This window comes from Novosphingobium sp. AAP1 (genome assembly GCF_001295765.1).
Lineage (GTDB): Bacteria > Pseudomonadota > Alphaproteobacteria > Sphingomonadales > Sphingomonadaceae > Novosphingobium > Novosphingobium capsulatum.
On the sequence record NZ_LJHO01000004.1, the window covers coordinates 260,022 to 285,680 of the forward strand.

The following is a 25,659-nucleotide window of genomic DNA, read 5'->3' on the forward strand; positions in this document are numbered from 1 at the left end:
GAAAGCAGGGCGTTCAGGCCTGGGCGGGATCGGCCGGCTGCCAGGCGCGGCGAAAGCGGAAGCGCTCTTCGGCCTGGCGCAAGCCGTCGAAATCCTTGTCGGAAATGCCCCACTGGTCGATGCGGTTTGGCGGCCAGGTCCAGTCTTCGGGGCTGCCCGCCCGGTAATCTTCGGGCACCTTCTCCACGGCCGTGGAATATTCGATCACCGGGCCGAACGGCGCGATGTAATAGGCATAGACATTGGCGCCCGGCCCATGGCGGCCCGGCCCCCAGGCCGGGGCAAAGCCGTGGTCGCGCATGCGGCCGATGCCGCGCATCACCGCGTCGAGGTCTTCCATCTCGAACGCGATGTGGTTGAGGCTGGAAAAGCCGGCGCGGGCAAAGGCGGTGGAATGGTGGCTGTCGTTGCAGCGCACGAAGACCATGCCCTTGGTGCGGTCCGACACGCGAAAGCCCAGCACGTCTTCCACGGCATGGCCCGACGCTTCGGCATCGGCGGAATTGAACACGATGTGCGTCAGCTTGACCGGCAGGTCGCGCCCGGTGATCGGTTCCACCTCGGTCGTGTTGACCAGGAAGCGCAGCAGCTCGCCCTCGGGCAGTTCCACGATCACGCCTTCGCCTGCGCCTGGATCGACCGAAACCGTATCGATCAGCGGCCAACGGCGATCGGCGGCGCGGCTGCGGATGTCGGCAAGCTCGGCCGCGGTGCAGACAAACGTGGTCGACCGCACGAATTCCGCGTCGGCTTTTTCGAAGGCAACGAGGTAGGGATAGGAGCCCGAGCCGCGCAGGTAATGGGTATCGCCGCGCACCTCGCCAGGCGCCATGCCCCAGATATCGCGCATGAAGCGGGCCGCGGCGGCCGGATCGGGCAGCGCCAGTTCGATACTGCGCAGTTTCATCGGGTTTGCTCCTGGTTAAAGCCGGCGGCGTGCAGGCCGGCAGTCACGCATTCCTCGTCGCAATCGCCGGTATCGCCACTGGCGCCCACCGATCCCAGCACCAGGCCCTGCGGACCACGCACCAGCACACCGCCGGGCGAAAAGGCCATGTCGCCCCCCAGCGCCACGGCCACGCTTTGAAAGAATACCGGGTTGCCCTTGGCACGCTCGGCCAGGATGCGCGTATCGGCGCCCATGCCCAGCGCGCCCTTGGCCTTGGCCCGGGCAATCTCCAGCCGGGCAAAGGTGGCGCCGTCTTCGCGGGCAAAGGCGATGGGATGGCCGCCGGCATCGAGCACGATCACCGCCAGCGGCTTGGCCGCGCGGGCGCGGGCACTGGCCAGCGCGGCGGCGATCACGGCCTGGGCCGCGGTCAGATCGAGTGTGGTCATCATGCGGTCTCCAGGGCCAGGCCCAGCGCGCGGGCGCGGGCCTCGATCAGGTCGATCGCGGTGCCACTGGCCGTGCCGAACACGCAGTGATCGGGGCGAAGCAGCACGGCATCGACGCCATGATCATCGAGCCAGGCGGTGACCGCGCCGGCATCGTCAAGCGACGCGGCCACCGTGCGCGTGACGAGGGGAGAGGAGCCCGTCACGCTGTCATCCCGCACGAACAGACGCCAACCCTGGCCAACCGCGTCATCCAGCTTGCGCCCATCGGCCAGGATCGGCTGGATGAAGCGGGTGCCGGCGCCGGCCGTGCCGGCAAGCACGATGCCAGCAGTAATGGCGGGGATCAGGTCATGCGCGGTTTCGCCAGCCTTCTGCGCCGCAGCGGCGCGGATGCCGGCATCGCGCGTGGCCGCCTTGGCCGGATCCAGTTCGCAGATATAGCGGCCGGCCGCCACGGCCGCGCCGATCACCCCGCGCACATGGGGATCGCGTTCGGGCTGGTAGCTGGCCAGGATCGCGGGATCGGCACCATGGTTGACGATCGCGTCCATCTTCCAGGCGAGGTTGGCGACGTCGCGCAGGCCATGGCACATGCCCTGGCCAAAGAACGGCGGCGTCTGGTGCGCGGCATCACCTGCCAGGAACACGTTGCCGGCCTGCCAGCGCTCGGCCACCAGGCCATGAAAGCGATAGGTGGCGGCGCGCACGATGGTGTGCGGCACGTCCTTCATCCACGCGCCGACCAGCGCGCCAACCTGTTCGGGCTGCATCATCGCCTGGTCGTCTTCGCCGGGCAGCAGCATGAATTCCCAGCGGCGGTGGTTGCCGCGGCCGGGCACCACCGTGGCGGGCCGCGCCGGATCGCACATCATCACCGACAGGCGCTGCAGATCGGCATCGGCCGGCACACCGGTAAGCGCCGGAAACGAAACTGGCCCTTCCACTTCGGCGTCGACGACCAGCCAGGGTTCCTCGAACTGCAGGTCATCTAGCGCGATGCCCAGAGCCTTGCGCACCGGGCTGCGCGCGCCATCGGCGGCGATGACCCAGCGCGCAGTCAGCGCCTGCGGGGCGCCATCGGTTTCGAACTGCACGGTCACGCTGTCATCGTGCTGGTCCAGCGCGGTAAACGTGGCGCCCAGGCGCAGCGTGATCGCGCCGTTTTCGGCAAAGGCGGCGCGCAGGTGCGCTTCCAGTTCGGGCTGATAGAAGAAATAGTCGTTGGACCAGCCGAACGGCTTGGGCTTGCCCACCGTGCCCATGTAACGGATTACGCCGTGATCGGCGCCCACGTGCAGGTGGCCATCGGTGGCGACCATGTCGGGCAGCACCCGATCGATCACCCCGGCCGTCTGGAACAGGCGCATCATCTCGTGATCGAGATGCACCGCGCGCGGCAGCGGATAGTGGTCCAGTTCCTTTTCCAGAACCACCACGCGCAGCCCGGCGCGGCCCAGCAGATTTGCGGCGAGTGCCCCCACCGGCCCGCAGCCGATCACCGCCACATCGCAACGCTCGGTCATTTACGCGGCCTCGGCAGCGGCAGGCGCCTTGTACAGGGCGCCGCCCTTCATGATCATGGAAAGGCGGGCGGCGTCCTGCATGATCGCCACGTCCTGCGTGGGATCACCATCGACCAGCAGCAGATCGGCCAGGAAGCCTTCGCGCACCTCGCCCACGGCCAGGCCCATCAGCTCACCACCCAGGCGCGTTGCCGCAACCAGCGCTTCGGCCGGGGTATAGCCATAGTATTCCACGAAGTGCGCCAGATCGCGGGCATTGCGGCCGTTGGGATTGAACGGGAAGCCATAGTCCCCGCCGATCAGCACTTTGACCCCAGCAGCCTTGAGCGCGGGGACGATGACCTTTTCACGCTCCAGCCGCTCGGCAGCGCTCGCCTTCATCGCGCTCATGTCGATATGCGGGGGTGGGCTGGCTTCCAGCGCGCCCACCGAAACCCCCGGGCCCGGGGCATAGAACGTGGTATCCTTGGCTGCGATCATGCGCGCCATGGCCGCCTCGTCGGCGTAAGAGGCGTGATAGATCACCCGCGCCCCGGCATCGAGTGCCAGGCCGATCGCCTCGGGATAATAGGCATGGGCTGCGATCCACAGGCCGGCTTCGCGGCAGGCCTGCCCGGCGGCGACCATTTCCGCTTCGGTATAGAGCACGTGTTGCGCCGTGCCTGGCTTGAGCGCGTCTTCGCCCGAGACCACCAGCTTGATCGATTTCACGCCTTGGTCAGCGCAATAAGCCACGAAGGCGCGCATCGCGTCGGGGCCGCGGCCGTTGAACACATTGCCGGTGTCGACGCCTTCGTCGCCTTCGGGGCTGCGCTCGATGGTGGAGGGCACATAGCGCGGGCCAGGGGTTTCCCCCGCGGCGATGGCCGCGGCCAGTTCCGGCTCGATCCCGTCGACCAGGGCGCCGGCCGAATAGAGGCTGGTAAAGCCCTGGTCGAGCAGCACGCGCGCATTGCGCCAGGCTGCCACTTTCAGTTCCTCGGGCGGCAGGATGAACTGGTGATAGATCTTCTCGATCGAGGAGCCCCAGGTCAGATGGGTATGCGCATCGACCATGCCGGGCATCAGCGTACGGCCAGCGCCCTCGATCCGCTGGTCATGGGCTGCGCCATCCAGCGCGTCGGCGCCCTGCGCCACCTGGGCGATGTGTTCGCCATCCACCAGCACGCTGCCGGCATAAGGAGCACTGCCGCTCCCATCGAAAATCCTGACATCGCGGATAAGGGTCCGCATCGCTTGCTCTCCCGCGCTGGCCTGGCTCCGGGGTGGCCTGGGCACGCTGGACGCCTATGTGCGCGCGATGCCTATCGGGGGAAAATACTATCTCTCTATCCTGCTATAGCTCAGGACTATACTTGGATGCCATCACGTCGAGCAGGGCCTGGGCGGCGATCGAGGGCTGCTCGCCATGGCGCAGACGCACGCCGATGCTGCGCTGGAATGCCGCCTCGCGAATCTCGATGCCGCGCAACACCCCGATCGACAGTTCTGACGCGGCCACCTGGCGCGGCAGCACGGTGATGCGGTCGCTCATTCGCACGATCGCCTTGGTGGTCAGCAGTGAATCGCAGCGCACCACGTTGGCCGGCACCGGCGCCTGCGCGGCGATGAACAGCGCATCGACCTGGCGGCGGAACGCGCCTTGTGCCTCGGGCAAGACCCAGGGCAGGCCCGCCACCTCGCGCAGCGACACGGCCGAGGGCAGGGCATCGTGGCGCCGCCCGACGATCAGGGCAAAGGGATCACGGGCAAAGGTGCGTTCGGCTATGTCGGGTGGCGGCGCCTCCATCTCGGTGGTGACGAAGGCCAGATCGATCTGGCGCTGGCGCAGCAGGTCGATCAGCACGCCATCGGGCCGTTCCACCACACTCAGCGCGCAAGGGCCGATGCGCGCTTCGAGCCGGCCGATCACGAAGGGCAGCAGGCTCACCAGCGCGCCGGGCGTGCCGCCGATGCGCAAGGGGCCCGCCAGCCCGCGCGACAGATTGTCCAGTTCCTCCTGTGCGCCGATCAGCACATGGTGCATCGCCTCGGCCCGCTCGGCCAGCAGGGCGCCTTGTGCGGTGGGGCGCACCCCGGTCTGGCGGCGTTCGAACAGTTGCACCCCCAGCCTTGCTTCCAGCTGGGCGATGGCGGCCGATACCGAAGGCTGGGCAATGTTGAGCACGCGCGCCGCTGCCGAGATCGAGCCTTCGCGGCATACCGTGCGAAATGTGAGCAAGGCACGCGGATCGATGCTGGGGCGCTTGTCCATAGCGCCAAGCTATGGGCGCGATCGCCTAGACCGGCAAGGGGCGGCTCAAAGGCAGCGGGACCCCGGGTCAAGCCCGGGGTGACGGTGTTCTGGAATATCTTACTCCAGCGCGACCCACACACTGAACCCACTTATTCGTCACCCCGGGCTTGACCCAGGGTCCCGCTTGATGGCGTGCGGGGGAACCGCGACCAAAGCGCGGTGACGAACGCGATGATGAGAAAAGGCAAACTGGAGCGGGCGAAGGGATTCGAACCACGCCCGAAGCGCTGTTGCGCGTAGGGCCAACAAGAAGACTCGAGGGTTCCCCGAAATCTTGGGCCATCGCTGTTGAAATATGCCACGCATGGGCAAACTGGAGCGGGCGAAGGGATTCGAACCCTCGACCCCAACCTTGGCAAGGTTGTGCTCTACCCCTGAGCTACGCCCGCTCGGCGTTTGCGCGGGCCGGAAGCCGGCCGTGCAGGTCTTGAAAACTGGAGCGGGCGAAGGGATTCGAACCCTCGACCCCAACCTTGGCAAGGTTGTGCTCTACCCCTGAGCTACGCCCGCTCTGGCGTTTTCAGTGGGGGGGCGCAAGGGCCATCCCGCTGGGGTGAGGCGGGCCAATAACGGGGGATTGGGGGCGGCGCAACAGCAAAGTTGCATTTTTCCAGACAAACCCGGCGCGCCCTGTGGATGCAGCTGTGGATGGCGATGCTCCACTGGCTGGCCTTGGTGCAGATTCGCAGCTCTTGCTGCACTGCCCCTTGCCGAACTGCCAGGCTTTCCCACATGGTGACCGCAGCAGTGCCCGCGCGGCGCTGCACCGGACCGAATGGAAGTGGAGACGCATAGTGGCAAGCCTGGGCCTCAACCTCGACGAACAGAAGGCGGTGGACCGCTTCCGCAAGACTGTCGTCGAACCTTCGATGACCAAGCTCGTCATCCTCGATTTCTGGGCGGAATGGTGCGGCCCGTGCAAGGCGCTGACCCCGGTGCTGGAAAAGGTCGCGGCCGAATATGCCGACAAGGGCGTGGTCCTGGCCAAGGTCAATGTCGATGAAGAGCAGTTCATCGCCGCCCAGTTCCAGGTGCGCTCGATCCCCACGGTCTATGCCATGTTCCAGGGGCAGCCGGTAGCCGACCTTACCCAGGCGCGCGGCGAATCGCAGCTCAAGCAGTATCTCGACCAGATCCTGTCGCAGCTGCCGGTGCAGCCCGGCGCGCTGGGCGAGGAAGCGCCACAGGACGTGACGCCGCTTTTGGCGATGGGCGAGGAAATCCTGGGCGAAGGCGATGGCGAGCGCGCGGCCAGCGTGTTTGCCCAGATCGTGGAAATCGCGCCCGACAATGCCGTGGCCCATGCCGGCCTGATCCGTGCGCTGTTGCTCGCCGGGCATAAGGCCGAGGCCGTGCAGGTGCTCGAATCGCTCGATCCCGCGCTGGCGGCCGATCATGCGCTGGACCAGGCCCGTGCGGCGCTGGCCCTGGCCGAAGACGTGCCCGAGGAAGGCGAACTGGCCACCCTGCGTGCCGCCGTGGCCGCCGCGCCTGATGACATGGACGCGCGCCTGACGCTGGCCAATGGCCTGTTTGCCGCCGGTGACCGCGATGGCGCGGCCGATACCCTGCTGGCCATGGTGGCGGCCGATCGCGCCTGGAACGACGGCGCGGCGCGCGCCCGCCTGCTCCAGATTTTCGAGGCGATCGGCCTGGAAGATCCGTGGGTGGCGCGCACCCGCCGCAAGCTGTCCACCGTGCTGTTCGGGTGATGGCGATGGGTGGCGCGATCGGCACGGTCAGGCTTTCGATCTTCCCGCTATCGGGCGCGCTGCTCTTTCCCGGCCTGCAACTGCCGCTGCACATCTTCGAGCCGCGCTATCGCGCCATGGTGTCTGATGCCCTGGCGCGTGATCGCCGCATCGCCATGATCCAGCCCCAGTCGGCGAACGATGGCGCGCCGCTGTTTCAGGTGGGCTGCGTGGGCAAGATCGAGGATGTCGAGGCGCTGGAAGACGGACGCTACAACATCGTCCTCTCGGGCATCGCGCGCTTTCGCGTGCTGCGCGAACTCGATGCCAAGACCCCGTTCCGCCAGGTGGAGGCCGAACTGCTCAGCGATGACCTGGGCGAGGCGCTGAGCGCGGTGGAGCGTGCCGGCTTCGAGCGCGAGGCGCGCACGTTTGCCGATGCCCAGGGCTATGCCGTGGATTGGGATTCGGTGGCGCGGCTGGATGACCAGTCGCTGATCAATGGCGTGTCGCAGATCGCCCCGTTCGACGTGGCGGCCAAGCAGGCCCTGCTCGAAGCGCCCAACCTGGCGACGCGGTGCGAACTGCTGATCCAGCTGATGCAGTTCTTTGGCCGCCGCGATTCCGATGATGGCGCGGTAACCCTGCAATAAGGCTCTGGCCATACCGAAAAAGGGCGCGCCGGCCAAGCCGACGCGCCCTTTTTCCGTTATATTTGGTGTCTGGCTGGCGCGTCAGCCGCGTAGGTCGGGCGCCAGGGCATCCTGCTTGATCAGGGCGATGGCCTCGGCCAGCGGCAGCACCTGCTGTGCCTGTTCGCCCAGGCGGCGGATCGCCACGGTGCCTTCCTCGGCCTCGCGCTTGCCCACGACCAGCAGGTACGGCACCTTCTGCAGCGAGTGCTCGCGCACCTTGTAGTTGATCTTTTCGTTGCGGGTGTCGCTCTCCACGCGGATGCCGGCGGCGCGCAGCGCCTCGGTCGCTTCTGCGGCATAGCCATCGGCGTCCGACACGATGGTGGCGACCACCGCCTGCGTCGGCGCCAGCCAGGTCGGCAGCTTGCCGGCGAAATGCTCGATCAGGATACCGATGAAGCGTTCATACGAACCGAAGATCGCGCGGTGCAGCATGACCGGGCGATGGCGCTCGCCATCTTCGGCAATATAGCCGGCGTCGAGCCGTTCGGGCAGCACACGGTCAGACTGGATCGTGCCGACCTGCCAGGTGCGGCCGATCGCGTCGGTCAGGTGCCATTCCAGCTTGGGCGCATAGAACGCGCCTTCACCCGGCAGCTCTTCCCAGCCATATTCCGGCGTGGCGAGGCCAGCGGTGGCCACGGCGTCGCGCAGTTCGGCCTCGGCCTTGTCCCACATCTCTTCGCTGCCAAAGCGCTTTTCCGGGCGCAGGGCGAGCTTGATCGAATAGGTAAAGCCGAAGTCCTTGTAGATGCGGTCGGCCAGTTCGCAGAACGCGCGCACTTCGTCCACGATCTGGTCTTCGCGGCAGAAGATATGCGCGTCGTCCTGGGTGAACTGGCGCACGCGCATCAGCCCGTGCAGCGCGCCATGCGGCTCGTTGCGGTGGCAGCAGCCGTTTTCATAGAGGCGCAGCGGCAGCTCGCGATAGGACTTGAGGCCCTGGCGGAAGATCAGCACGTGCGCCGGGCAGTTCATCGGCTTGAGGGCCATCCAGTCGGCCTCGCCGCTGATCACCGGGCCTTCATCATCGGTGTTGGGCACCTCGTCGGGGATCACGAACATGTTTTCGCGATACTTGCCCCAGTGGCCGGACTGCTCCCACTGGCGGGCGTCCATGACCTGCGGGGTCTTGACCTCGCGATAGCCGGCGCCGTCGATCGCGCGGCGCATATAGGCTTCCAGCTCGCGCCAGATGCGATAGCCCTTGGGGTGCCAGAACACCGAGCCGTGCGCTTCGGCCTGAAGGTGGAACAGGTCCATCTCCGCGCCCAGCTTGCGGTGGTCGCGCTTGGCGGCTTCTTCCAGGCGGTGAAGGTGCGCATCGAGCTGCTTCTTGTTGAGCCAGCCGGTGCCATAGATGCGGCTGAGCATCGCGTTCTTCTGGTCGCCGCGCCAATAGGCGCCGGACACGCGCGTCAGCTTGAAAGCATTGGGATCGAGCTTGCCGGTGGAGGCCAGGTGCGGGCCACGGCACATATCGAGCCAGTCGTTGCCCGACCAGTAGACCGTCAGCTCCTCGCCCTCGGGCAGTTCGGCGGCCCATTGCGCCTTGAACGTTTCGCCCTGCTCGGTCCAGCGGGCGATCAGGTCGGCGCGGCTCCAGGCCTCGCGGCGCAGCGGCTTGTCGGCGGCGATGATCTTGCGCATCTGCGCCTCGATCGCCGGCAGGTCTTCCTCGGTGAACGGGCGGACCGGCGCGAAATCGTAATAGAACCCATCGTCCGTGGCCGGGCCGAAGGTGATCTGGGTGCCGGGGAACAGCGCCTGCACCGCTTCGGCCAGAACGTGGGCATAGTCGTGCCGCACCAGTTCCAGCGCGTCGGCCTCGTCGCGCGCGGTGACCAGTGCCAGCTGCGCGTCGCCTTCGAACGGGCGGGTGATGTCGAACAGCTCGCCGTTCACGCGCGCACCGATCGCGGCCTTGGCCAGGCCGGGGCCGATCGCGGCGGCAATATCGGCCGGCGTGGTGCCCGGCGCCACTTCGCGCAGCGAGCCATCGGGCAGGGTGATCTTGAGCAGGTCTGACATCGGATCTCTCTTACGGAATATGGCGCGGGCCATGGCACAAGTGCCGCGGCGGAAAAAGGGGCGGCATCTGGGGTTTCGCGTGATCCGGGAGGAAGATGCCATTCCGCCCGAACCGGGGCGGTGGCTTCGCGCGGGCGCCGGTCAGGCGCGCAGGCGATTCCACCCCCGGCAAGCCGGGGTGGTGGTAGTGAGCGTGCAAAGGCAAACCGCCGGGTGCATGGCCAGCGCCTTTAGCGCAGCGCGGCGGCTCTGTCACGCGCCAGCAGCAGGCGCGCGATCAGCCAGGCGGCCATGATGCACACGAACGGCATGGCCGGATAGTGAAAGCGCGATTGCCCGGAAAAGACCACGGCGATCAGGCTAGGATAGGCGGCAATGCCATAGGGCAGCAGCCACCAGTCGATCAGGCCAAGGCCGGCGCGGCGGCGGGCGCGGATCATCACGGGAAACGCCGCCACGAACAGCGCGAGCAGCGCCCAGTACCACGCCTGGTTGGCCAGGCGCAGCGCGAGGAAAGCGTGCGGCGCAGCGGCAAAGGCCCACGAACCGGTTTCATAGGCCCACTGCCCTTCGCCATCCGGGCCCCACAGGCGCACGAACTTGGCCGGCATCAGCGCGATGAAGCGCGCTGGATGGGCCTTGATCCAGTCCATTCCCAGCGCCTTGGCCTGCGCGTCATAGGCCAGTTCCGACAGGTCGGTGCGGGCGTCGAGCGCCTTGACCACTGGATCATCGGGCGTGAACGTGCCGCGCGCGCTATCATTGTTGCCGGTCAGCAGGGTAATGCCGCTGTTGGTGGAAACAAACACCCAGGCGCCCAGCGCGCGATGGTTGCGCACGGTCCAGGGCGTGATCACCAGCAGGGCGGCGGCGCCCATTACCAGGCCCTGGCCGACAATACCGGGCAGGCGCTGCCGCAAGGCGGGCGCGCGCAGCCAGGCAATGCCCAGCAGCAGCGGCGCCAGGATCAGGCTTTGCGCCTTGACCAGCGTGGCGAGGCCCAGCACCAGACCCGCGAGGATCGTCCAGCCCCACCCGCTGCGCGCCACCACGATCCAGCACAGCGCCAGCAGCAGCGTGGTATAGAACACCTCGGTCAGTGCGAGCGGCACATAGAGCACGGCGTTGGGATAGACCGCCCACAACAGCAGCGCGATGCGCCCCGCCGCCTCGCTGCCACCCAGCCGCCGCCCGAGATCGAGCGTGAACCAGCCCGCTGCCGCAGAGAGCGCCAGGTTGAACAGGCCGACCGCCCAGATCGACGGACCGGAGATGCGCAAGACCAGGCTGAGCGCCAGTGGCCAGCCCGGCGGCCAATAGGCCGTGGGCGCGCCATGATCGCCCAGATAACCCCGGCCCTGCGCCAGCATCGCCGCGCGCGAGAAATACCAGGCGGCGTCCGATGTCGGCTCCACCGCTGCCAGAATCGCCAATGCGCGCAAGCCAAGCACCAGCGCGAACAGCACGATCACCGTGCGGCGCCCCTCCGCCAGCCAAGCCCAAGCCCGATGAAACCCCATGACCCTGACCTACAACGCCAGCGTTAAAAAAGCCCCATCGTCTTCAGAGTTGGCGAAAATCACCCAACCTCCGTTCGCCCTGAGCTTGTCGAAGGGCATCAGCGCTGCGCTCGACTTCCTAGGGGCTTCGACAAGCTCAGCCCGAACGGGTTTCAATATTGCGCCATGATCCCGTTCGCCCTGAGCCTGTCGAAGGGCGCGCCGGCCCTATCCCTCGGCCGGCCCACCCTGCACCGCAAGGGCGGGGCTTTCGCCATTGGGACCGGGCGCGAGCAGATCGGTTGCGCCCAGACCCGCTTCATCGACGTGGCCTTCGGGATCGGGATGGATCAGCACTTCCACGCCGGGGAATTCGGCCATCAGCTGCGCCTCGATCTCGTCCATCACGCGGTGGGCCTGGGCCACGGTCATCGTGCCATCGACCCAGACGTGGAACTGTACGAAATCGCGGTTGCCGCTGGTGCGGGTGCGCAGGTCGTGCAGGCCCTTGAGTTCGGGATGCTGGGCGACCACTTCGAGAAAGCGCTCGCGCTTTTCGATCGGCCATTCGTGGTCCATCAGCTGATCGACGGCCTCTTGCGAGGCGTTCCATGCACCCCACGCCAGCCATAGCGCGATGCCAAAGGCAAAGACCGCGTCGGTGCCGGCAAGATGCAGGTAATGCTCGATCACCAGCGCGGCGATCACCGCCAGGTTGAGCAGCAGGTCTGACTTGTAGTGTACATTGTCGGTGCTGATCGCCAGGCTGCCGGTGCGGGCGATGACCATGCGCTGGTAGGCGAGCAGGGCGATCGTTGCGACCATCGCGATCACCGAGACGACGATGCCTGATTCGGCCTCGATCGCCGGGGCGCCGGCCAGGAACTGCGTCACCGCGCGCCACGCGAGGCCGAGCGCCGAAAACGAGATCAGGATGACCTGGAAAAGCGCCGCCAGTGCCTCGGCCTTGCCATGGCCGAAGCGGTGGTTGTGATCGTCGGGCATGGCCGCGATCCACACGCCCAGCAGCGTGGCCAGGCTCGCCACCAGATCGAGCGCGGTATCGGCCAGGCTGCCCAGCATGGCGAGCGAGCCCGATTGCACCACGGCCCAGCCCTTGAGCCCCAGCAAAAGCAGCGCCACGGCGCTGCTGGCCATGGCCGCGCGGCGATTGAGGTCTGCGTGGGTGGTGGTGGCGGGGCCAGGGGCGGGGCCAGGGACGCGGGCAGTCTGGGTCATCCTGCCCCTTTACGGATAAAGCAGGTTGCTGGTCCAGCCGCCGTTTCCATCGGCCACGAAGCGGCGGCGTTCGTGCAGGCGATAATCGCGGTCCTGCCAGAATTCGATGGCGCGCGGCTCTACCCGATAGCCCGACCAGTGCGCCGGGCGGGGCACGTTCCCGTCAGGATATTGCGCGCGCAGGGCGGCCACGCGATCGAGATAGACCTGGCGCGAGGGCAGCACGCGCGACTGGTCCGACGCGGCCGAGCCCAGGCGCGATTCGGGATGGCGGCTGGCGAAATAGGCATCGGCGGCCTGCGGGCTCACTTCCACCACCGGCCCTTCAATGCGCACCTGGCGGCGCAGGCTTTTCCAGTGGAACAGCAGTGCGACTTGGGCGTTGGCGGCCAGTTCGCCACCCTTGCGGCTGTGGAAATTGGTATAGAAGACAAAGCCGCCGGCCCCGCCGAAGGCTGGTCCCAGATCGGCGCCATGGCCCTTGAGCAGCACCATGCGCAGCGATGGCGCGCCGTCGGGCGTGGCCGTGCCCAGGGCCATGGCATTGGGATCGTTGGGTTCGCTGGCCTTGGCGGCGGCGAACCAGTCTTCGAAGATGGCAAAGGGATCGCCGTGGGGAATGGCGTCCTGGCCCGGTTCAAAGGCGGTCTGTTCGGTCACGGGCAATGGTCCTGTCTGCGGCATCGGAGGCGGGCAGTATGGAAGCCATGCATCCATTCCCGCGATGACTTGGGTCAATGCCGTGTAAGCGCCAAGATATCATCTTGAAAGCGAGCCTTGCGGGCAAGCGCCCCTATCCCTAGCTAGGTCACCATGGCAGCAGACCCTTATTCCATTCTCGGTGTGGCGCGCAGTGCGAGCGAAAAGGACGTGAAATCGGCCTATCGCAAGCTCGCCAAGGAGCTGCACCCCGATCACAACAAGGACAATCCCCAGGCGTCCGAGCGCTTTGCCGAAGTGACGCGCGCCTATGACCTGCTGTCCGACAAGGACAAGCGGGCCAAGTTCGACCGTGGCGAGATCGATGCCGATGGCAATCCGGCCATGCCGTTTGGCGGCGGGTTCGGCGGCGGCGCGGGCGGTTTTCGCGGCGGGCAGGGCGGCTTTCGCCACGATGGCGGCTTTGAAAGCGGCGACGGGCCAGACCTCTCGGACCTGTTCGAGGGCCTGTTCGGTGGGCGCGGCGGCATGGGCGGCGGCAGCGCAGGCGGCGGCTTCGGCGGGTTTGGCGGGGGCCGGCGGCCTCCCCCGCCAAAGGGCGCCAATGTCAGCTATCGCCTGCAGGTGCCTTTCGTGGAAGCGGCAGCGCGCGCGGCGCAGCGGGTCACGCTGTCTTCGGGCAGCACGATCGAGCTGAAGCTGCCTGCCGGCGTCGAATCCGGGCAGCAGATGCGGCTGGCCGGCAAGGGCGAACCCGGCCCGGGCGGCGCGGGCGATGCACTGGTCACGATCGAGATCGCGCCCCATCCGTTCTTCGTGCGCGATGGCGACAACATCCGCCTCGATCTGCCGATCACCCTGGAAGAGGCGGTTGGCGGGGCCAAGGTGAAGGTGCCCACCGTCGATGGTGCGGTCATGCTCACCGTGGCGCCGGGCAGCAGCAGCGGTCGCACCCTGCGGCTCAAGGGCAAGGGATTCTCGCGCAAGGACGGCGAGCGGGGTGACCAACTGGTGACCTTGCAGATCGATCTGCCGGCCGATGATGCCGATCTCAAGGCGCGGCTGGCCGGCTGGCACGATACGCGCAATCCCCGCGCCCGCCTGGGCGTCTGACCGCTGGTGCGGGCGCTGCCGGCCCCAAGGGCGGGAGCCAGGCAGCGCCTTTGTGCATTACGCACTTGATGAACAACGAAATCGATCCTGATTACGCCGATCAGGTGCCCGGCGTGCCGCAGGGCGCCAAGCCGCTCGTGCCCGATCTTTCGCCCGAGGCGCGGCGCCGCGCCGCCCTGCACCACCGCCTCCGCGCAGAATTCAACGAGGTGCGCGACGAGCTGCGCCCCGGTGCCCGCGCCTATGAACTGCTCAAGCGGGTGTGGACCGGGGTGATCAACGACGGTTTCATCCATGCCGGCAATTTCGCCTACATGGTGCTGATCGCGCTGTTTCCGTTCTTCATCACCGGGGCGGCGCTGTTTTCGCTGATCGGTGAGACGAGCCAGCGCACGGCCGCGATCAACACCGTGCTGATGGCCCTGCCGCGCGTGGTGGCAACCACGATCGAACCGGTGGCCCGTGCCGCCGTAGAGGCGCGCACCGGGCATCTGCTGTGGATCGGCGGCCTGGTCGGGCTGTGGACGGTCAGCAGCCTGGTCGAAACCATCCGTGATATCCTGCGCCGCGCCTATGGCACGCAGTGGGAGCATGCGTTCTGGCGCTATCGCCTGATGTCCACCGGGTTGATCATCGCCTCGGTCGTGCTGATTCTCGTCTCGATCCTGGCGCAGGTGGCGATCGGCGCCGCGCAGGAAGTGATCGTGGCGCGCGTGCCGCAGTTCGGCGCCTGGGTCGATGGACTGGCAGCCGGGCGCTTCCTGCCCACGCTGGTGCTGTTCGGCGCGCTGTGGCTGCTGTTCCTGTCGCTTACGCCCAGCGCCTATCGTTCGAATCGCTATCCCAAGTGGCCCGGCGCGCTGTTCGTCTCCTCGTGGTGGCTGGGCGTTTCCATCCTGTTGCCCAAACTCCTCGCTTCGGTTTTCTCGTATGATCTGACCTATGGCAGCCTCGCCGGGGTGATGATCGCTCTTTTCTTTTTCTGGCTGGTCGGCATAGGGATGGTAATAGGTGCCGAACTCAATGCCGCGCTCGCCGAAACACCGGAGGAGCAAGACATGCTGGGCCAGGTAGATAATCGCGCGCGGGCCATTCGCCAGGCTGGCGCGACCAAACCAGAATGAAGACCCGGTTGGCCAAGGTCCGTTCAGCGCCATTCCTGATGGAACGCCCGAACAGATGCTGGCCCGAAGGTGCAGGAGCGTACGAGGGCGCATGACCGGATTGATGAAGGGAAAGCGCGGCCTGATCATGGGCCTCGCCAATGACAAGTCTCTGGCCTGGGGCATTGCCCGCCAGTTGCACGAACAGGGGGCCGAACTCGCCTTCTCGTACCAGGGCGAGGCGCTGGCCAAGCGCGTGCGGCCGCTGGCGGCAAGCCTGGACAGCGATTTCCTGATCGATTGCGACGTGTCGGACATGGCCGCGCTCGATGCGGCGTTCGATGAACTCAAGGCGCGCTGGGACACGATCGATTTCGTCGTCCACGCGATCGGCTATTCCGACAAGAGCCAGCTGCGCGGGCGCTATTACGATACCACGCTCGACAACTTCCTGATGACCATGAACATTTCGGCCTACAGCCTGGTCGCCGTGACCAAGCGCGCGGTCGAAATGATGCCCAACGGCGGTTCCATCCTCACGCTGACCTATTACGGCGCGGAAAAGGTCGTGCCGCATTACAACGTGATGGGCGTGGCCAAGGCCGCGCTGGAAGCCAGCGTGCGCTATCTCGCCAACGACTGCGGCCCGCAAGGCATCCGCGTCAATGCCATCTCGGCCGGCCCGATCAAGACCTTGGCTGCCAGCGGCATCGGCGATTTCCGCTATATCCTCAAGTGGAACGAGTTGAACGCGCCGCTGCGCCGCAACTCCACGATCGAGGACGTAGGTGGCTCCGGCCTCTATTTCCTGTCGGACCTGTCGGCCGGCGTCACCGGTGAAGTGCACCATGTCGACGCGGGCTATCACCTGGTCGGCATGAAGCAGGAAGACGCGCCCGATATCGCGCTGAGCTGATCAGCCGCTCGCGGCGGCCACTGCCACCTGCAAAAACACCCCGGGCCAAGGCCTGGGGTGTTTTCGTTTCGAGGCCAGGTCGGCGCGTGAACCGCGCTGCCCTGCGATCAGTTCTGTGTGGGAGTGGTCTCGCCCGGCTTCGGCGTGCTGGGGGCGGGCGTGCCATCGCGTTCGCGGGCGAGGCGGGCCTCGTATTCCTTTTCCAGCGTTTCGACGCGGGCCTGTTCCTCGGCCGCGTCCTTGTCGATCGTCGACAGGCGGCGCTGGCGTTCTTCCTCGATCAGCTTGCCGAACTGCACGTCGCTGCTCTGCTTCTTTTCGGCATAGGCATCGTGGATCAGGCGCGCGGTGCAGCCGGTGGCCCCGCCCGAGCCGACCGGCGAACAGGAATTGATCCCGGCAGCGCCTACGGTTTCATAGGCCTTTACCCGATCGGTCCAGGTCTGGTTCTTGGGATCGTTGGGATTGTCGCGCAGCGGGGCAGGAATGCGGAAGCGTTCTGCCTCGTCCTTGCGGGCGCAGACGGTGATCTGCTCGGCCGTGGAAACCGGGCAGGGGTCATCGCCATAAATGATCAGCTGGTTGACCTTTTCGTCGCCCTGCTCGGGGCCATCGTCGGCCGGCTGGGCATTGGGCACCGCGGTGCGGGCGCGGGCTGCCTCTGCCGGGGTGGCACCAAGAAGGACCGCGGGAAACAGCAGCAGGGCCGGGGCCAGCAGGCGCAGGGGGTGGGCAGCAAGGCGCATTGTCGGTTCGTCTCCAGCGCGTGGAAAGGCGGGCGGGCCGCCCCCATGTCGCCCCATCATAAGCTGACGGGGCGGTGAATGATAGATGAAGGGGCAACGCGCAGACCGGTGAAAAGGTCTCCGGCGCCTGTGCCACCACCGGGCAAGGCGCGGATTTTCACCAGCTTTCCGTCAGATGCGTTCCGACAGCTTGATGGCCGCGCGGCAGCCCAGGCGAATGGCGTTGAACAGCAGCGGATAGGCCGGGGTCTGTTCGGCGCCAGCGGCCAGCGCGGCATCGCGATGGGCACGTTCATCATCGCGGAACTGGCGGATGGTGTCGGCCAGTTCGGGATCGCTGTCGCCCAGTTCCTCCAACTGTTCGGTATAGTGGCGGTCGATCTCGGTCTCGATCGCGGCGGTGCAGGCCATTGCTGCCTTGGGGCCGAGCAGCGCGGTGGCAGCGCCCAGGGCAAAGCCCGCGACCGACCACACCGGCTGCAGCGCGGTGGGGCGCACGCCGCGCTCGGCGATCATCGCGTCGAACTTGGCGCGGTGGTCTTCCTCCTGCCGGGCCATTTCGACGATCTCGGCCGAATCCGGGCCGCGATCGCCCATCACCGCCAGTTGGCCGGCATAGATGCGGGTGGCGCCAAATTCGCCGGCCTGGTCCACGCGGATCATGCGGGACGTATCGGGATGACCAATATCGGGGCGGGACATCGCTTCAGGCTCCCTTGCCGCGGCCCTTGGCCAGCAATCCCAGGATTGCCAGCGCGGCCGGAGTGGAAAACAGGAAATTGAAACCGGCCATGCTCACGCCCATCAGCGTCCAGGCCGGGGTGTCGCAGCGCACCAGGGGTGCGGCCATGATCGCGGCGAGCGGATCGCCCTCGATATGGCTGGACGAGCAGGTGGTGAGGCCTTCCCACCAGTGGTATTCCACCCCGGCGTGAAAGGCGCCGATCAGGCCGCTCGACAGGATGCCGAGTGCGGCCAGCAGGACCAGCCAGCGCGCCTCGGGGCGGCCACGGCGCAACAGCGCGAGGATCGCCAGCGCGATCGCCGCCAGGTGGCCATAGCGTTGCCACCAGCACATCTCGCACGGCGGCAGGCCGAAACCGTATTGGGCCACCAGTGCCGTGGCCATGGCTACCAGCGGCACGCCCAAGGCCAGGCCATGGGCCAGGGCAAGATCATCGGAAAAGCGGCGGTCGATCGTCATGATGGCGCGGTTCCTGGCCGGATCAGCGCTTGCGCAGCGCAGCCAGCGCGCCGGGCGCGGTGCGCTTGAGCGTCTGGACGGCATAATAGAGCTGGAAATCGTCGATGCCCTTGGCCTTCAACTCCTCGGGCGTCATCTTGAAGCGCGGATCGTCGATCTTGTCCTTTTCGAGATCCTTGTCTTCCTTGATCTCGTTGATCAGGTGGCGGCGCAGGTCGCTTTCGCGATAGGACCGCAGCGCTCGCTTGCGCAGGTCGGGATCGGAAATCTGCGGCACGGTGATATCCGGCTCGATCCCGCCTTCCTGCACCGAACGGCCCGAGGGCGTGTAATAGCGCGCGGTGGTCAGCTTGAGCGCGGAATCCTTGCCCAGCGGGATCAGCGTCTGCACGCTGCCCTTGCCAAAGCTGCGCTGGCCCATGATCAGCGCGCGGTGCTGGTCCTGCATCGCGCCTGCCACGATTTCCGAAGCCGAGGCCGAGCCTTCGTCGATCAGCACGATCATCGGCAGGCCGCGCGCCACGTCGCCGGGATGAGCGGAATAGATATCGTTGTCCTGCGGATCGCGCCCGCGCTGCGACACGATCGTGCCCTTGTCGAGGAAATCGTCGGACAGCGAGACTGCTTCGTTGAGCAGGCCGCCGGGATTGCCGCGCAGATCGAGCACGATGCCCGCCAGGTTGTTGCCCAGCTGGGCGCGAATCGACTGGACCGCCTGGGCGACTTCGCTGCCGACGTTTTCGCTGAAGCTCGACACGGCGATGACGCCGATGTTGTCCTTCACCTTCCATTCCACCGGACGCAGCTTGATCACCTCGCGGGTCAGGGTGAAGTCCAGCGGCTCGTCGCGGCCGGGGCGATAGACGGTAAGCTTGATCTTGGTGCCCGGTGCACCGCGCATCTGGTCCACCGCATCGTCAAGCGAGCCGCCATAGATCAGCTTGCCATCGAGGTGGGTGATATAGTCGCCGGCCTTGATCCCGCCGAGGTCGCCCGGCGTGCCCTTCATCGGGGCGATCACCTTGACCGCGCCATCATCGAGCGTGACCGACAGGCCCAGGCCGCCATAAGCGCCTTCGGTCTGGGTGCGCAGATTTTCGAAATCGCGCGCTTCGAGATAGGCGCTGTGCGGATCGAGCGTGGCCAGCATGCCGTCGATCGCGCCCTTGATCAGCGTGTCGTCGTTCACCGGCTCGACATAGTTCTCCTTGATCTTGGCATAGATCATCTCGAGCTTCTGGAACTGCGGCGCGGTGCGGGAATCCACCGCTGCCAGGCCGGCCGTGGCCACGGGCAGAACCGCCACGGCCGTGACCAGGGCCGTTGCACGCAGCAGGGAAGCAAGCGGTTTTGCCATGTTTGCAATCGAACCTTCGATAAAGAACCAAGCGCCGCGGCGCGGGCTAGACAGCCCGCTTGTATAGCCCCGCAAGCCTGAATGCCAGATGGAGCGCACCCGATTCCCGTTTGTGCGTGGGCGGCGTGTTACAGGCCGCGTGGGCCGCACCAAGCGATCAATTGCGCAAGGCCGCCAAGGGGTTGACCGGCACGCCGTCCTTGCGCAGTTCCACGCTCACCACCGGGCTGGCCGGGGCAGCGATGCCCAGCGGCGAACCCTGCACCACGCGATCGCCCACGGCCACGTCGATCCGGCCCAGGCCGGTGATCAGCGAGGTCCACCCGCCAGCGTGCTCGACGATCACGATCTGGCCATAGCCGCGATAAGACCCGGCAAACGCCACGCGCCCGGCGGCCGGCGCCACGATCTGGGCCGAGGGAACGGGCGCGATGGTCAGCCCCTGGTTGGGCCCGGTCTGCCCCGCTTCGCCAAAGCCCGAGACCACCCGCCCGGAAACGGGCATGATCCACATCAGCGTGCTGCTGGTGCGCAGCAGCGGGTCGACATCTTCGACCATCAGCACGGCGCCGGGGCGATCGGGGCGTTGCAGCGGGCCGGGCAGCCCGGCCAGGACATCGCGCATCTGCCCGTCGCGGCCCAGTTGCTGCATCAGCGCGGCCAGGTCGCGCGTCTGTTCGGCCAGGGCCAGGGCATGGTCGGCCTCGCGCCCGGCGGTGCCGTTGGCGGCGCGGCTGGCGATGCGCTGGCGGCTTTCCAGCGCGGCCAGTTGCTGGCGCCGCTCGGCCAGGCCCGATTGGCTGGCGCGCAGGCGGGCGGCCTCGCTGCGTGCTTGTTCCTGCAACAGCCGGCCACGCACGATCGCGCTGCGCAGGCTGGCGGTGCGGCGGCGCACTTCGGGCACCATGGTTTCCAGCACGGCGCGCAGATAGACCGTATCGCGCAGGGATTCGGCGCGCAGCAGGCTGAAGGCCAGCGGCCGGCGGGCAAACAACTGCAGCGCGGCGGTCAGCCGCACTAGCGGCTCCTGCCGCGCGGCCATGCGCAGGCGCAAGTCGGCGCGTTCCTTGTCGATCAGGGCGATGCGCGCCTCGCCGATGCGGATCTCGGCCTCGGATTGCTGGATGCGCGCGGCGATCGCGGCGGCTTCCTGCGCGGTCTTGTCGGCAGCGGCCGTGGCGGCCTGGGCCTGGGCTTCGAGCTTTTCACCGCGGGCACGGGCCTGGGCCAGGGCGGTCTGCGCCTGGGCGAGGGCGGCAGCGGCTTCGCCGGCGGTCTGATAGGTGGGCGCGGCGCCGGCCCCGGCGATCTGCCAGGCAGCCAGCGGCAGCAGCAAGGCGGTGGCCAGCAGCAGGGAGCGGCGCGCGTCCATCATCCCTCGCGGTGATAGGGGTGGCCGGCAATGATGCTGGTGGCGCGCCACAGCTGTTCGGCCAGCATGGCGCGGGCCATCATGTGTGGCCAGGTGGCCGCGCCAAAGGCGATCAGCAGATCGGCCCCGTCGCGCAGGCTATCGTCATGGCCATCGGCCGCGCCGATCAGGAAGCGTGCCTCGCGCACGCCATCGTCGCGCCAGCGGCCCAGCACCTTGGCAAATTCGGCCGAGGTCAGCTGCTTGCCGCGCTCGTCCATGACCACGGTGCGGGTGGGATTGGCCGTGACCGGCGGCAAGGCGCCGCCCCGATCGGGAAGCTCGGTCACCTTGAAACCCCACGTCACCCGCTTGCCATAGCGATCGACCAGCTCTGCCTCGGGCGAGCGGCCGATCTTTCCCCGGGCGATGATGTGGAGGAGCATGAGCGTCCGGTTCAGGCGTTGGTGGTGGTGGCGTCCGCCACCCTCCTCACCCCTCCTCTGGAGAGGAGGGGAAGGACGATGTCAGGCAGAGCCGGCGTCGCCGAAGCCCCACATGCGCTCGAGGTTGTAGAAGCTGCGCACTTCCGGGCGGAACAGATGGACGACCACGTCGCCGGCATCGATCAGCACCCAGTCGGCCGCGGGCAGGCCTTCGATGCGCACATGGCCATAACCGGCCTGCTTGACGCGCTCGGCCAGCTTCTGCGCCATGGCGGCGACCTGGCGGGTGGAGCGGCCCGAACCGATCACCATGTAATCGGCGATCGAGCTTTTGCCTTCCAGGGGGATCGACACCACGTCCTGGGCCTGGTCGTCATCCAGAGATTGCAGGACGAGTTCGAACAGGCTGGCAGGAGCGCCGGCAGAAGGGGCCGGGGTAGCGGCGCCGGCATCTGCCGGCTGGGGTTGGGCACTGGTCATTGGCTTGCGGTAAACTCCGATCGAAAGATGGCTAAGGTCGCAACGCCCGGTCGCGCATCCCGATCCAACGGCAAAGCCGCCTTGCGCCAGGGCGCACGGCGGGAGAGCCGAAAAACCGGAAAAGCGTGCCGGGAAGCAGGGATGGCGGCCAAGACGCTCAGCGTCCGCTCCTTCCGCGCAGGTCCGGTACAATGCGGCGGTGGGTGACACCATCGCGCAGGCCGGTCACGGAAATACGGTCCGCCCAATCAGGCTCTGCCAGGCGCTGGGCCGTGGCGGAACGGGGATCGGGATCGAACCGCAGGATGGAGAGCGCTGGGACGCCCTGCATCGGATCATGCGGGAAACTGGCGATCAGGGCGGCACCCCCGGTTGGCCCCGTATCGGACCAAAGAGCGCCATCACATTCCTGCCTGCACCGCCGGCGCCATCGGCGCAGCCATACCATGGCGGGGCTCGCCATCGCAGCTGCATCATAGCCCGGACGGGCGATAACCGCAATCGGCATGGTGCGGGCAATGCCGCGCCAGTTTTTCCAGCGGTGGAACTGGGCCAGATTATCGCTTCCCATCAACCAGATAAAGCGCCGGCGCGGGTATCGCCGCACCAGCGCGCGCAGGCTGTCGATGGTAAAACGGGTGCCCAGTTCGCGCTCGATCGCGGTCACTCGAATCGGGGCGCGGCGGGCCATTGCCCGCGCCGAGGCCACCCGCGCCGGCAATGGCGCCATGCCCTTGGCGGGCTTGAGCACGTTACCGGGCGAAACCAGCCACCACACCTCGTCCAGCCCCAATGCGGCCTGCGCAAACAGGCTCACCCGGCGGTGCCCGCCGTGTGCCGGATTGAAGCTGCCGCCCAGAAGGCCGGTCAGCCGGGGAGCACCGCGTGTCAGGGGCGAACCTGCCCGCTGCCGTGGACCAGCCACTTGTAGGTGGTCAGCCCTTCCAGCGCGACCGGGCCGCGCGCGTGCAGGCGGCCGGTGGCAATGCCGATTTCCGCGCCCAGGCCAAATTCGCCGCCATCGGCAAACTGGCTGGAGGCATTGTGCATGACGATCGCGCTGTCGACCTGGGCCAGGAACTGCGCGGCGGCTGCGGCATCGGCAGTGATGATCGCATCGGTATGGCCCGAGGAATGCCGGGCGATATGCGCGAGCGCTGCGTCGAGGCCATCGACCACCGCCACCGAGAGCACGGCATCGAGGTATTCGGTGTCCCAATCGTTGTCGGCCGCCGGCACGATGCGCGGATCGATGGCGCGGGCGCGGGCATCGCCGCGCACTTCGCAACCGGCTTCGATCAGCGGGGTGATCAGCGCTGCCGCCGCCGGATAGGTCGCGTCGATCAGCAGGGTTTCCATCGCCCCGCAGATGCCCGTGCGGCGCATCTTGGCGTTGAGCACGATGGCCTGGGCCATGGCCGGATCTGCCGCCGCGTGGACGAAGGTGTGGCAGATGCCATCGAGGTGGGCGAGCACCGGCACGCGGGCATCGGCCTGGACGCGGGCGACCAGGCTCTTGCCGCCGCGGGGCACGATCATGTCGATCAGGCCGGCTGCCGTCAGCATCGCGCCCACGGCGGCGCGGTCTTGCGTGGGCATCAGTTGCACCGCCGCTGCGGGCACGCCGCCTTCCACCAGGCCGGCCACCAATGCGGCGTGGATCGCGCGGTTGGAATGCACCGCCTCGCTCCCCCCGCGCAGCAGGGCGGCATTGCCCGAGCGCACGCACAGCGCGGCGGCATCGGCCGTCACGTTGGGGCGGCTTTCATAGATGATGCCGATGAGGCCGATCGGCACGCGCACGCGGCGCAGGACCATGCCGTTGGGGCGCGTGGCGGAATCGATCTCCTGCCCGACCGGATCGGCCAGGCTGGCCACCTGGTCCACGGCATCGGCAATGCCGGCAACGCGCGCTTCGTCCAGCCGCAGGCGATCGAGCAGCGCCGGGGTCAGCCCGCGCGCGGCGCCATTGGCCATGTCGATCGCATTGGCCGCCAGGATTTCCGGCGCAGCACGGCGCAGGGCGGCGGCAGCCAGCTTGAGCGCGGCTTCCTTGGCCGGCGCCGGCATGCGCGCGAGTTCGGCTTGCGCGGCACGGCCGGCCCGGGCCAGTTGCTCTACCAGCAACTGGGGGGACTCGATGGCGATTTCCTGGGGCTTGGTCGACATAATGGCGCGGGGCTTACCATCGGTGACAGGCGCTGTCACGGGCGCGAGAGGGGCTGCAATCGATTCATCGTCCTTGCGCCACGGCCCGCCCCGTGCTGCGGCCCCCGGATTCGACTCCTGCGGTTCCCGCCGATAAGCGCCCGGCCCCAAGGATTGTTCATCACCTGTCTTGCCTTGGGATAATCACACATCTTGCCGCCTGCTGAGATTCACACCGTGCGCGCCACGGCCACGCCGCCTGCGCCGCGCGCACCCTGGCGCCGTGCCACCGCCTGGCTGACCGTACTGCCGGCGCGGGTGCGCGGCTGGTTTCCCGATCGCGAATTCTTCATGCGGGCGCAGGGGCAGGTGCGCTTCATCCGCGTATCGGGCCGCGTGCAGATGGGCGTGGCCGGCGTGGTGGTGCTGGCGCTGCTGCTGTGGCTGGCGGCGATGGCCACGATGCTAACCGGGCAGATCCTGGCGGCGCGTCATGCCGCTGCCTTGCGCCAGCGCGAAATGGCCGTGACCCAGGCGGAACGCCATATCACTGCCACGCGCAATGGCGTGGCCGGCACGCTGCAGGATCTGGAACGCCGGCAAGAGATGATCGAAACGCTGGTCAAGGGCCAGCTGGGCGATCTGCCGGCCGCCGATGCATCGGCAGCGCCGGGTGCCAAGCCGCTGTCGTTCAACATGCCGCCGGCGGGTAATCCGATGGCGGCCAACCCAATGGCAGCCGGCATCGATCGCCTGGCGATGCGCCAGGCGGCCTTCGTGGCCAGGCTCACGCAGTATGCCGATGCGCGCGCCAGCCAAGCGGAAACGGCGATCCGCCGGGTCGGCCTCAACCCCGCGCAAGTGGCGCCGCTGCGTGGAACAGCGGCTAGCCGGCGCGCCATGGGTGGTCCGCTGATCGCGCTGGGCGGCAACAATCCCGCGCTGGCGCGCCTGGGGCAGAGCATGGCGCGACTGACTGCGCTGGAGCAGGGCCTGGCGCGCCTGCCCCATGCCCTGCCGGCCAGCGCCGATTTCATTTCCAGCGGCTTTGGCTATCGCGCCGATCCGTTTACCGGCGGTGGCGCCTTCCATCCCGGCCTCGATTTCAAGGGCCCGATCGGCGCGCCGATCTTTGCCGCCGCGCAAGGCGTGGTCAGCTTTGCCGGGGTGCGCTCTGGCTATGGCAATTGCGTGGAAGTGGATCATGGCCACGGCTTGGTCACCCGCTATGCCCATATGTCGCGGATCGAGGCACGGCCCGGCGAGCGCGTGGCGCCCGGCGTGGAAATCGGCCGGATCGGCAGCACCGGCCGCTCCACCGGCCCGCACCTGCATTTCGAAGTGCGGATCAACGATCGCCCGGTCGATCCGCGCCCGTTCCTGGAGACCCTGCCCGATGTTTTCAAAGAAGCTGGCCACGGTGGGCACTGAACGCGCTGCACCGTTTGGTGCAGCTACGTTTTCCGTGCTCGGTGCAGACGTGGCGGTGCGGGGCGATATCACCGCGGCGGCCGATCTGCATGTGGAAGGCCGCGTCGATGGCGATGTGGCCTGCGCCGCGCTGGTCCAAGGCCAAGGCAGCGTGATCACCGGCGCCATCACTGCCCGCAGCGCGCGCCTCGCTGGCACGGTCAACGGTGCGGTCACCGTGGCCGACCTGGTCGTGGGCAAGACCGCGCGCATCGTCGGCGATGTGACCTATGACACGCTGACCATCGAGCAGGGCGCCCAGGTGCAAGGGCGCTTCACTCCGCGCGGCGCCAATGCCGCCGCCGCCGTGCCCGACAGCCTGATCGCGATCAGCACCAGGGCCTGACGCG

General features: G+C 67.5%; 26 protein-coding genes and 2 tRNA genes. 8 read left to right on the forward strand and 20 right to left on the reverse strand.

The window, feature by feature from the left end:
• Positions 1-13: 13 nt before the first annotated feature.
• The 7 genes from IP65_RS10900 to IP65_RS10930 all read right to left on the reverse strand — a co-directional run bounded on the left by IP65_RS10900 (position 14) and on the right by IP65_RS10930 (position 5,670).
• On the reverse strand, positions 14-907 hold the full coding sequence (locus tag IP65_RS10900) for a VOC family protein (protein ID WP_054131731.1): 894 nt from the start codon (positions 905-907) through the stop codon (positions 14-16).
• A complete protein-coding gene (locus IP65_RS10905; RefSeq protein WP_054131732.1) occupies positions 904-1,338 on the reverse strand; it encodes a heme-binding protein in 435 nt (144 codons plus the stop codon). Before IP65_RS10905 ends, IP65_RS10900 begins: the two co-directional genes overlap by 4 nt.
• Positions 1,338-2,864 carry a bifunctional 3-(3-hydroxy-phenyl)propionate/3-hydroxycinnamic acid hydroxylase gene (locus tag IP65_RS10910; RefSeq protein WP_054131733.1) on the reverse strand — a complete coding sequence of 509 codons (1,527 nt, stop codon included), beginning with the start codon at positions 2,862-2,864 and terminating at the stop codon, positions 1,338-1,340. Before IP65_RS10910 ends, IP65_RS10905 begins: the two co-directional genes overlap by 1 nt.
• Positions 2,865-4,097, reverse strand: coding sequence for an amidohydrolase family protein (locus IP65_RS10915; protein ID WP_054131734.1), 1,233 nt, complete (start codon positions 4,095-4,097; stop codon positions 2,865-2,867).
• Positions 4,098-4,200: 103 nt separating this feature from the next.
• Entirely contained in the window at positions 4,201-5,118 is a 918-nt protein-coding gene (locus IP65_RS10920) for a LysR family transcriptional regulator (RefSeq protein ID WP_054131735.1), read from the reverse strand.
• 356 nt (positions 5,119-5,474) lie between these two features.
• Positions 5,475-5,549 (reverse strand) — tRNA-Gly (locus IP65_RS10925).
• Between the two features lie 46 nt (positions 5,550-5,595).
• Positions 5,596-5,670, reverse strand: a tRNA-Gly gene (locus IP65_RS10930).
• 284 nt (positions 5,671-5,954) lie between these two features.
• Here IP65_RS10930 and IP65_RS10935 point away from each other — a divergent pair.
• Together IP65_RS10935 and IP65_RS10940 are read left to right on the forward strand one after the other, a co-directional pair.
• Positions 5,955-6,872, forward strand: coding sequence for a tetratricopeptide repeat protein (locus IP65_RS10935; protein WP_082350107.1), 918 nt, complete (start codon positions 5,955-5,957; stop codon positions 6,870-6,872).
• Positions 6,873-6,877: 5 nt separating this feature from the next.
• Positions 6,878-7,504, forward strand: coding sequence for an LON peptidase substrate-binding domain-containing protein (locus tag IP65_RS10940; protein WP_028657962.1), 627 nt, complete (start codon positions 6,878-6,880; stop codon positions 7,502-7,504).
• 81 nt (positions 7,505-7,585) lie between these two features.
• Here the strand turns inward: IP65_RS10940 and thrS are convergent, their stop codons facing one another.
• Positions 7,586-9,577, reverse strand: a complete 1,992-nt coding sequence (thrS, locus tag IP65_RS10945; RefSeq protein WP_054131736.1) for a threonine--tRNA ligase — start codon at positions 9,575-9,577, stop codon at positions 7,586-7,588.
• Between the two features lie 230 nt (positions 9,578-9,807).
• Positions 9,808-11,097: a glycosyltransferase family 39 protein gene (locus tag IP65_RS10950; protein WP_054131737.1), complete on the reverse strand. Its 1,290-nt coding sequence runs from the start codon at positions 11,095-11,097 to the stop codon at positions 9,808-9,810.
• Here IP65_RS10950 and IP65_RS21320 point away from each other — a divergent pair.
• Positions 11,096-11,266, forward strand: a complete 171-nt coding sequence (locus tag IP65_RS21320; protein ID WP_156306531.1) for a hypothetical protein — start codon at positions 11,096-11,098, stop codon at positions 11,264-11,266. The genes IP65_RS10950 and IP65_RS21320 overlap by 2 nt on opposite strands.
• Positions 11,267-11,304: 38 nt before the next feature.
• Here IP65_RS21320 and IP65_RS10955 read toward each other — a convergent pair whose 3' ends face one another.
• Both IP65_RS10955 and pdxH read right to left on the reverse strand, forming a co-directional pair.
• On the reverse strand, positions 11,305-12,315 hold the full coding sequence (locus tag IP65_RS10955) for a cation diffusion facilitator family transporter (RefSeq protein WP_054131738.1): 1,011 nt from the start codon (positions 12,313-12,315) through the stop codon (positions 11,305-11,307).
• 9 nt (positions 12,316-12,324) lie between these two features.
• Positions 12,325-12,975, reverse strand: coding sequence for a pyridoxamine 5'-phosphate oxidase (gene pdxH / locus IP65_RS10960; RefSeq protein ID WP_231627653.1), 651 nt, complete (start codon positions 12,973-12,975; stop codon positions 12,325-12,327).
• A gap of 153 nt (positions 12,976-13,128) precedes the next feature.
• On the opposite strand from pdxH, the gene IP65_RS10965 reads away from it, so the two are divergent.
• From IP65_RS10965 to fabI, 3 genes are all read left to right on the forward strand, one after another.
• Complete coding sequence (locus tag IP65_RS10965) at positions 13,129-14,088, forward strand: DnaJ C-terminal domain-containing protein (protein ID WP_054131740.1); 960 nt, start codon at positions 13,129-13,131, stop codon at positions 14,086-14,088.
• A gap of 68 nt (positions 14,089-14,156) precedes the next feature.
• On the forward strand, positions 14,157-15,212 hold the full coding sequence (locus IP65_RS10970; RefSeq protein WP_082350085.1) for a YihY/virulence factor BrkB family protein: 1,056 nt from the start codon (positions 14,157-14,159) through the stop codon (positions 15,210-15,212).
• Positions 15,213-15,303: 91 nt separating this feature from the next.
• Positions 15,304-16,107 carry an enoyl-ACP reductase FabI gene (gene fabI, locus IP65_RS10975; protein ID WP_022676699.1) on the forward strand — a complete coding sequence of 268 codons (804 nt, stop codon included), beginning with the start codon at positions 15,304-15,306 and terminating at the stop codon, positions 16,105-16,107.
• Positions 16,108-16,214: 107 nt separating this feature from the next.
• On the opposite strand, the gene IP65_RS10980 is transcribed toward fabI, so the two are convergent.
• From IP65_RS10980 to IP65_RS11020, 9 genes are all read right to left on the reverse strand, one after another.
• Positions 16,215-16,853 (reverse strand): hypothetical protein, encoded by a 639-nt coding sequence (locus tag IP65_RS10980; RefSeq protein WP_054131741.1) that lies wholly within the window; start codon positions 16,851-16,853, stop codon positions 16,215-16,217.
• Positions 16,854-17,024: 171 nt separating this feature from the next.
• Entirely contained in the window at positions 17,025-17,555 is a 531-nt protein-coding gene (locus IP65_RS10985; RefSeq protein ID WP_054131742.1) for a demethoxyubiquinone hydroxylase family protein, read from the reverse strand.
• Between the two features lie 4 nt (positions 17,556-17,559).
• A complete protein-coding gene (locus IP65_RS10990) occupies positions 17,560-18,057 on the reverse strand; it encodes a disulfide bond formation protein B (RefSeq protein ID WP_022676694.1) in 498 nt (165 codons plus the stop codon).
• A 22-nt stretch (positions 18,058-18,079) separates the two neighbouring features.
• Positions 18,080-19,414 carry a S41 family peptidase gene (locus IP65_RS10995; RefSeq protein WP_043609469.1) on the reverse strand — a complete coding sequence of 445 codons (1,335 nt, stop codon included), beginning with the start codon at positions 19,412-19,414 and terminating at the stop codon, positions 18,080-18,082.
• 157 nt (positions 19,415-19,571) lie between these two features.
• On the reverse strand, positions 19,572-20,789 hold the full coding sequence (locus IP65_RS11000) for a murein hydrolase activator EnvC (RefSeq protein WP_054131743.1): 1,218 nt from the start codon (positions 20,787-20,789) through the stop codon (positions 19,572-19,574).
• The gene (locus IP65_RS11005; RefSeq protein WP_054131744.1) at positions 20,786-21,211 is read right to left on the reverse strand and encodes a 23S rRNA (pseudouridine(1915)-N(3))-methyltransferase RlmH; all 426 of its coding nucleotides are present in this window, start codon (positions 21,209-21,211) and stop codon (positions 20,786-20,788) included. Before IP65_RS11005 ends, IP65_RS11000 begins: the two co-directional genes overlap by 4 nt.
• An 81-nt stretch (positions 21,212-21,292) precedes the next feature.
• The gene (gene rsfS / locus IP65_RS11010; protein WP_022675756.1) at positions 21,293-21,691 is read right to left on the reverse strand and encodes a ribosome silencing factor; all 399 of its coding nucleotides are present in this window, start codon (positions 21,689-21,691) and stop codon (positions 21,293-21,295) included.
• Positions 21,692-21,848: 157 nt separating this feature from the next.
• Positions 21,849-22,616 (reverse strand): nicotinate-nucleotide adenylyltransferase, encoded by a 768-nt coding sequence (locus tag IP65_RS11015; RefSeq protein ID WP_082350087.1) that lies wholly within the window; start codon positions 22,614-22,616, stop codon positions 21,849-21,851.
• On the reverse strand, positions 22,580-23,860 hold the full coding sequence (locus IP65_RS11020) for a glutamate-5-semialdehyde dehydrogenase (RefSeq protein ID WP_054131745.1): 1,281 nt from the start codon (positions 23,858-23,860) through the stop codon (positions 22,580-22,582). Before IP65_RS11020 ends, IP65_RS11015 begins: the two co-directional genes overlap by 37 nt.
• Positions 23,861-24,052: 192 nt before the next feature.
• Between IP65_RS11020 and IP65_RS11025 the strand changes: the two genes are divergently transcribed.
• Complete coding sequence (locus IP65_RS11025; protein WP_231627654.1) at positions 24,053-25,270, forward strand: M23 family metallopeptidase; 1,218 nt, start codon at positions 24,053-24,055, stop codon at positions 25,268-25,270.
• Entirely contained in the window at positions 25,260-25,655 is a 396-nt protein-coding gene (locus IP65_RS11030; protein WP_231627655.1) for a polymer-forming cytoskeletal protein, read from the forward strand. Before IP65_RS11025 ends, IP65_RS11030 begins: the two co-directional genes overlap by 11 nt.
• Positions 25,656-25,659: the final 4 nt, after the last annotated feature.

What these genes read in the sequence shown, in the direction of transcription:
- IP65_RS10900 (WP_054131731.1), bottom strand. Translation starts at nt 907, where the DNA reads ATGAAACTGCGCAGTATCGAACTGGCGCTGCCCGATCCGGCCGCCGCG.
- IP65_RS10905 (WP_054131732.1), bottom strand. Translation starts at nt 1,338, where the DNA reads ATGACCACACTCGATCTGACCGCGGCCCAGGCCGTGATCGCCGCCGCG.
- IP65_RS10910 (WP_054131733.1), bottom strand. Translation starts at nt 2,864, where the DNA reads ATGACCGAGCGTTGCGATGTGGCGGTGATCGGCTGCGGGCCGGTGGGG.
- IP65_RS10915 (WP_054131734.1), bottom strand. Translation starts at nt 4,097, where the DNA reads ATGCGGACCCTTATCCGCGATGTCAGGATTTTCGATGGGAGCGGCAGT.
- IP65_RS10920 (WP_054131735.1), bottom strand. Translation starts at nt 5,118, where the DNA reads ATGGACAAGCGCCCCAGCATCGATCCGCGTGCCTTGCTCACATTTCGC.
- IP65_RS10940 (WP_028657962.1), top strand. Translation starts at nt 6,878, where the DNA reads ATGGGTGGCGCGATCGGCACGGTCAGGCTTTCGATCTTCCCGCTATCG.
- thrS (WP_054131736.1), bottom strand. Translation starts at nt 9,577, where the DNA reads ATGTCAGACCTGCTCAAGATCACCCTGCCCGATGGCTCGCTGCGCGAA.
- IP65_RS21320 (WP_156306531.1), top strand. Translation starts at nt 11,096, where the DNA reads ATGACCCTGACCTACAACGCCAGCGTTAAAAAAGCCCCATCGTCTTCA.
- IP65_RS10950 (WP_054131737.1), bottom strand. Translation starts at nt 11,097, where the DNA reads ATGGGGTTTCATCGGGCTTGGGCTTGGCTGGCGGAGGGGCGCCGCACG.
- IP65_RS10955 (WP_054131738.1), bottom strand. Translation starts at nt 12,315, where the DNA reads ATGACCCAGACTGCCCGCGTCCCTGGCCCCGCCCCTGGCCCCGCCACC.
- IP65_RS10965 (WP_054131740.1), top strand. Translation starts at nt 13,129, where the DNA reads ATGGCAGCAGACCCTTATTCCATTCTCGGTGTGGCGCGCAGTGCGAGC.
- IP65_RS10970 (WP_082350085.1), top strand. Translation starts at nt 14,157, where the DNA reads ATGAACAACGAAATCGATCCTGATTACGCCGATCAGGTGCCCGGCGTG.
- fabI (WP_022676699.1), top strand. Translation starts at nt 15,304, where the DNA reads ATGACCGGATTGATGAAGGGAAAGCGCGGCCTGATCATGGGCCTCGCC.
- IP65_RS10980 (WP_054131741.1), bottom strand. Translation starts at nt 16,853, where the DNA reads ATGCGCCTTGCTGCCCACCCCCTGCGCCTGCTGGCCCCGGCCCTGCTG.
- IP65_RS10985 (WP_054131742.1), bottom strand. Translation starts at nt 17,555, where the DNA reads ATGTCCCGCCCCGATATTGGTCATCCCGATACGTCCCGCATGATCCGC.
- IP65_RS10990 (WP_022676694.1), bottom strand. Translation starts at nt 18,057, where the DNA reads ATGACGATCGACCGCCGCTTTTCCGATGATCTTGCCCTGGCCCATGGC.
- IP65_RS10995 (WP_043609469.1), bottom strand. Translation starts at nt 19,414, where the DNA reads ATGGCAAAACCGCTTGCTTCCCTGCTGCGTGCAACGGCCCTGGTCACG.
- IP65_RS11000 (WP_054131743.1), bottom strand. Translation starts at nt 20,789, where the DNA reads ATGATGGACGCGCGCCGCTCCCTGCTGCTGGCCACCGCCTTGCTGCTG.
- IP65_RS11005 (WP_054131744.1), bottom strand. Translation starts at nt 21,211, where the DNA reads ATGCTCCTCCACATCATCGCCCGGGGAAAGATCGGCCGCTCGCCCGAG.
- rsfS (WP_022675756.1), bottom strand. Translation starts at nt 21,691, where the DNA reads ATGACCAGTGCCCAACCCCAGCCGGCAGATGCCGGCGCCGCTACCCCG.
- IP65_RS11020 (WP_054131745.1), bottom strand. Translation starts at nt 23,860, where the DNA reads ATGTCGACCAAGCCCCAGGAAATCGCCATCGAGTCCCCCCAGTTGCTG.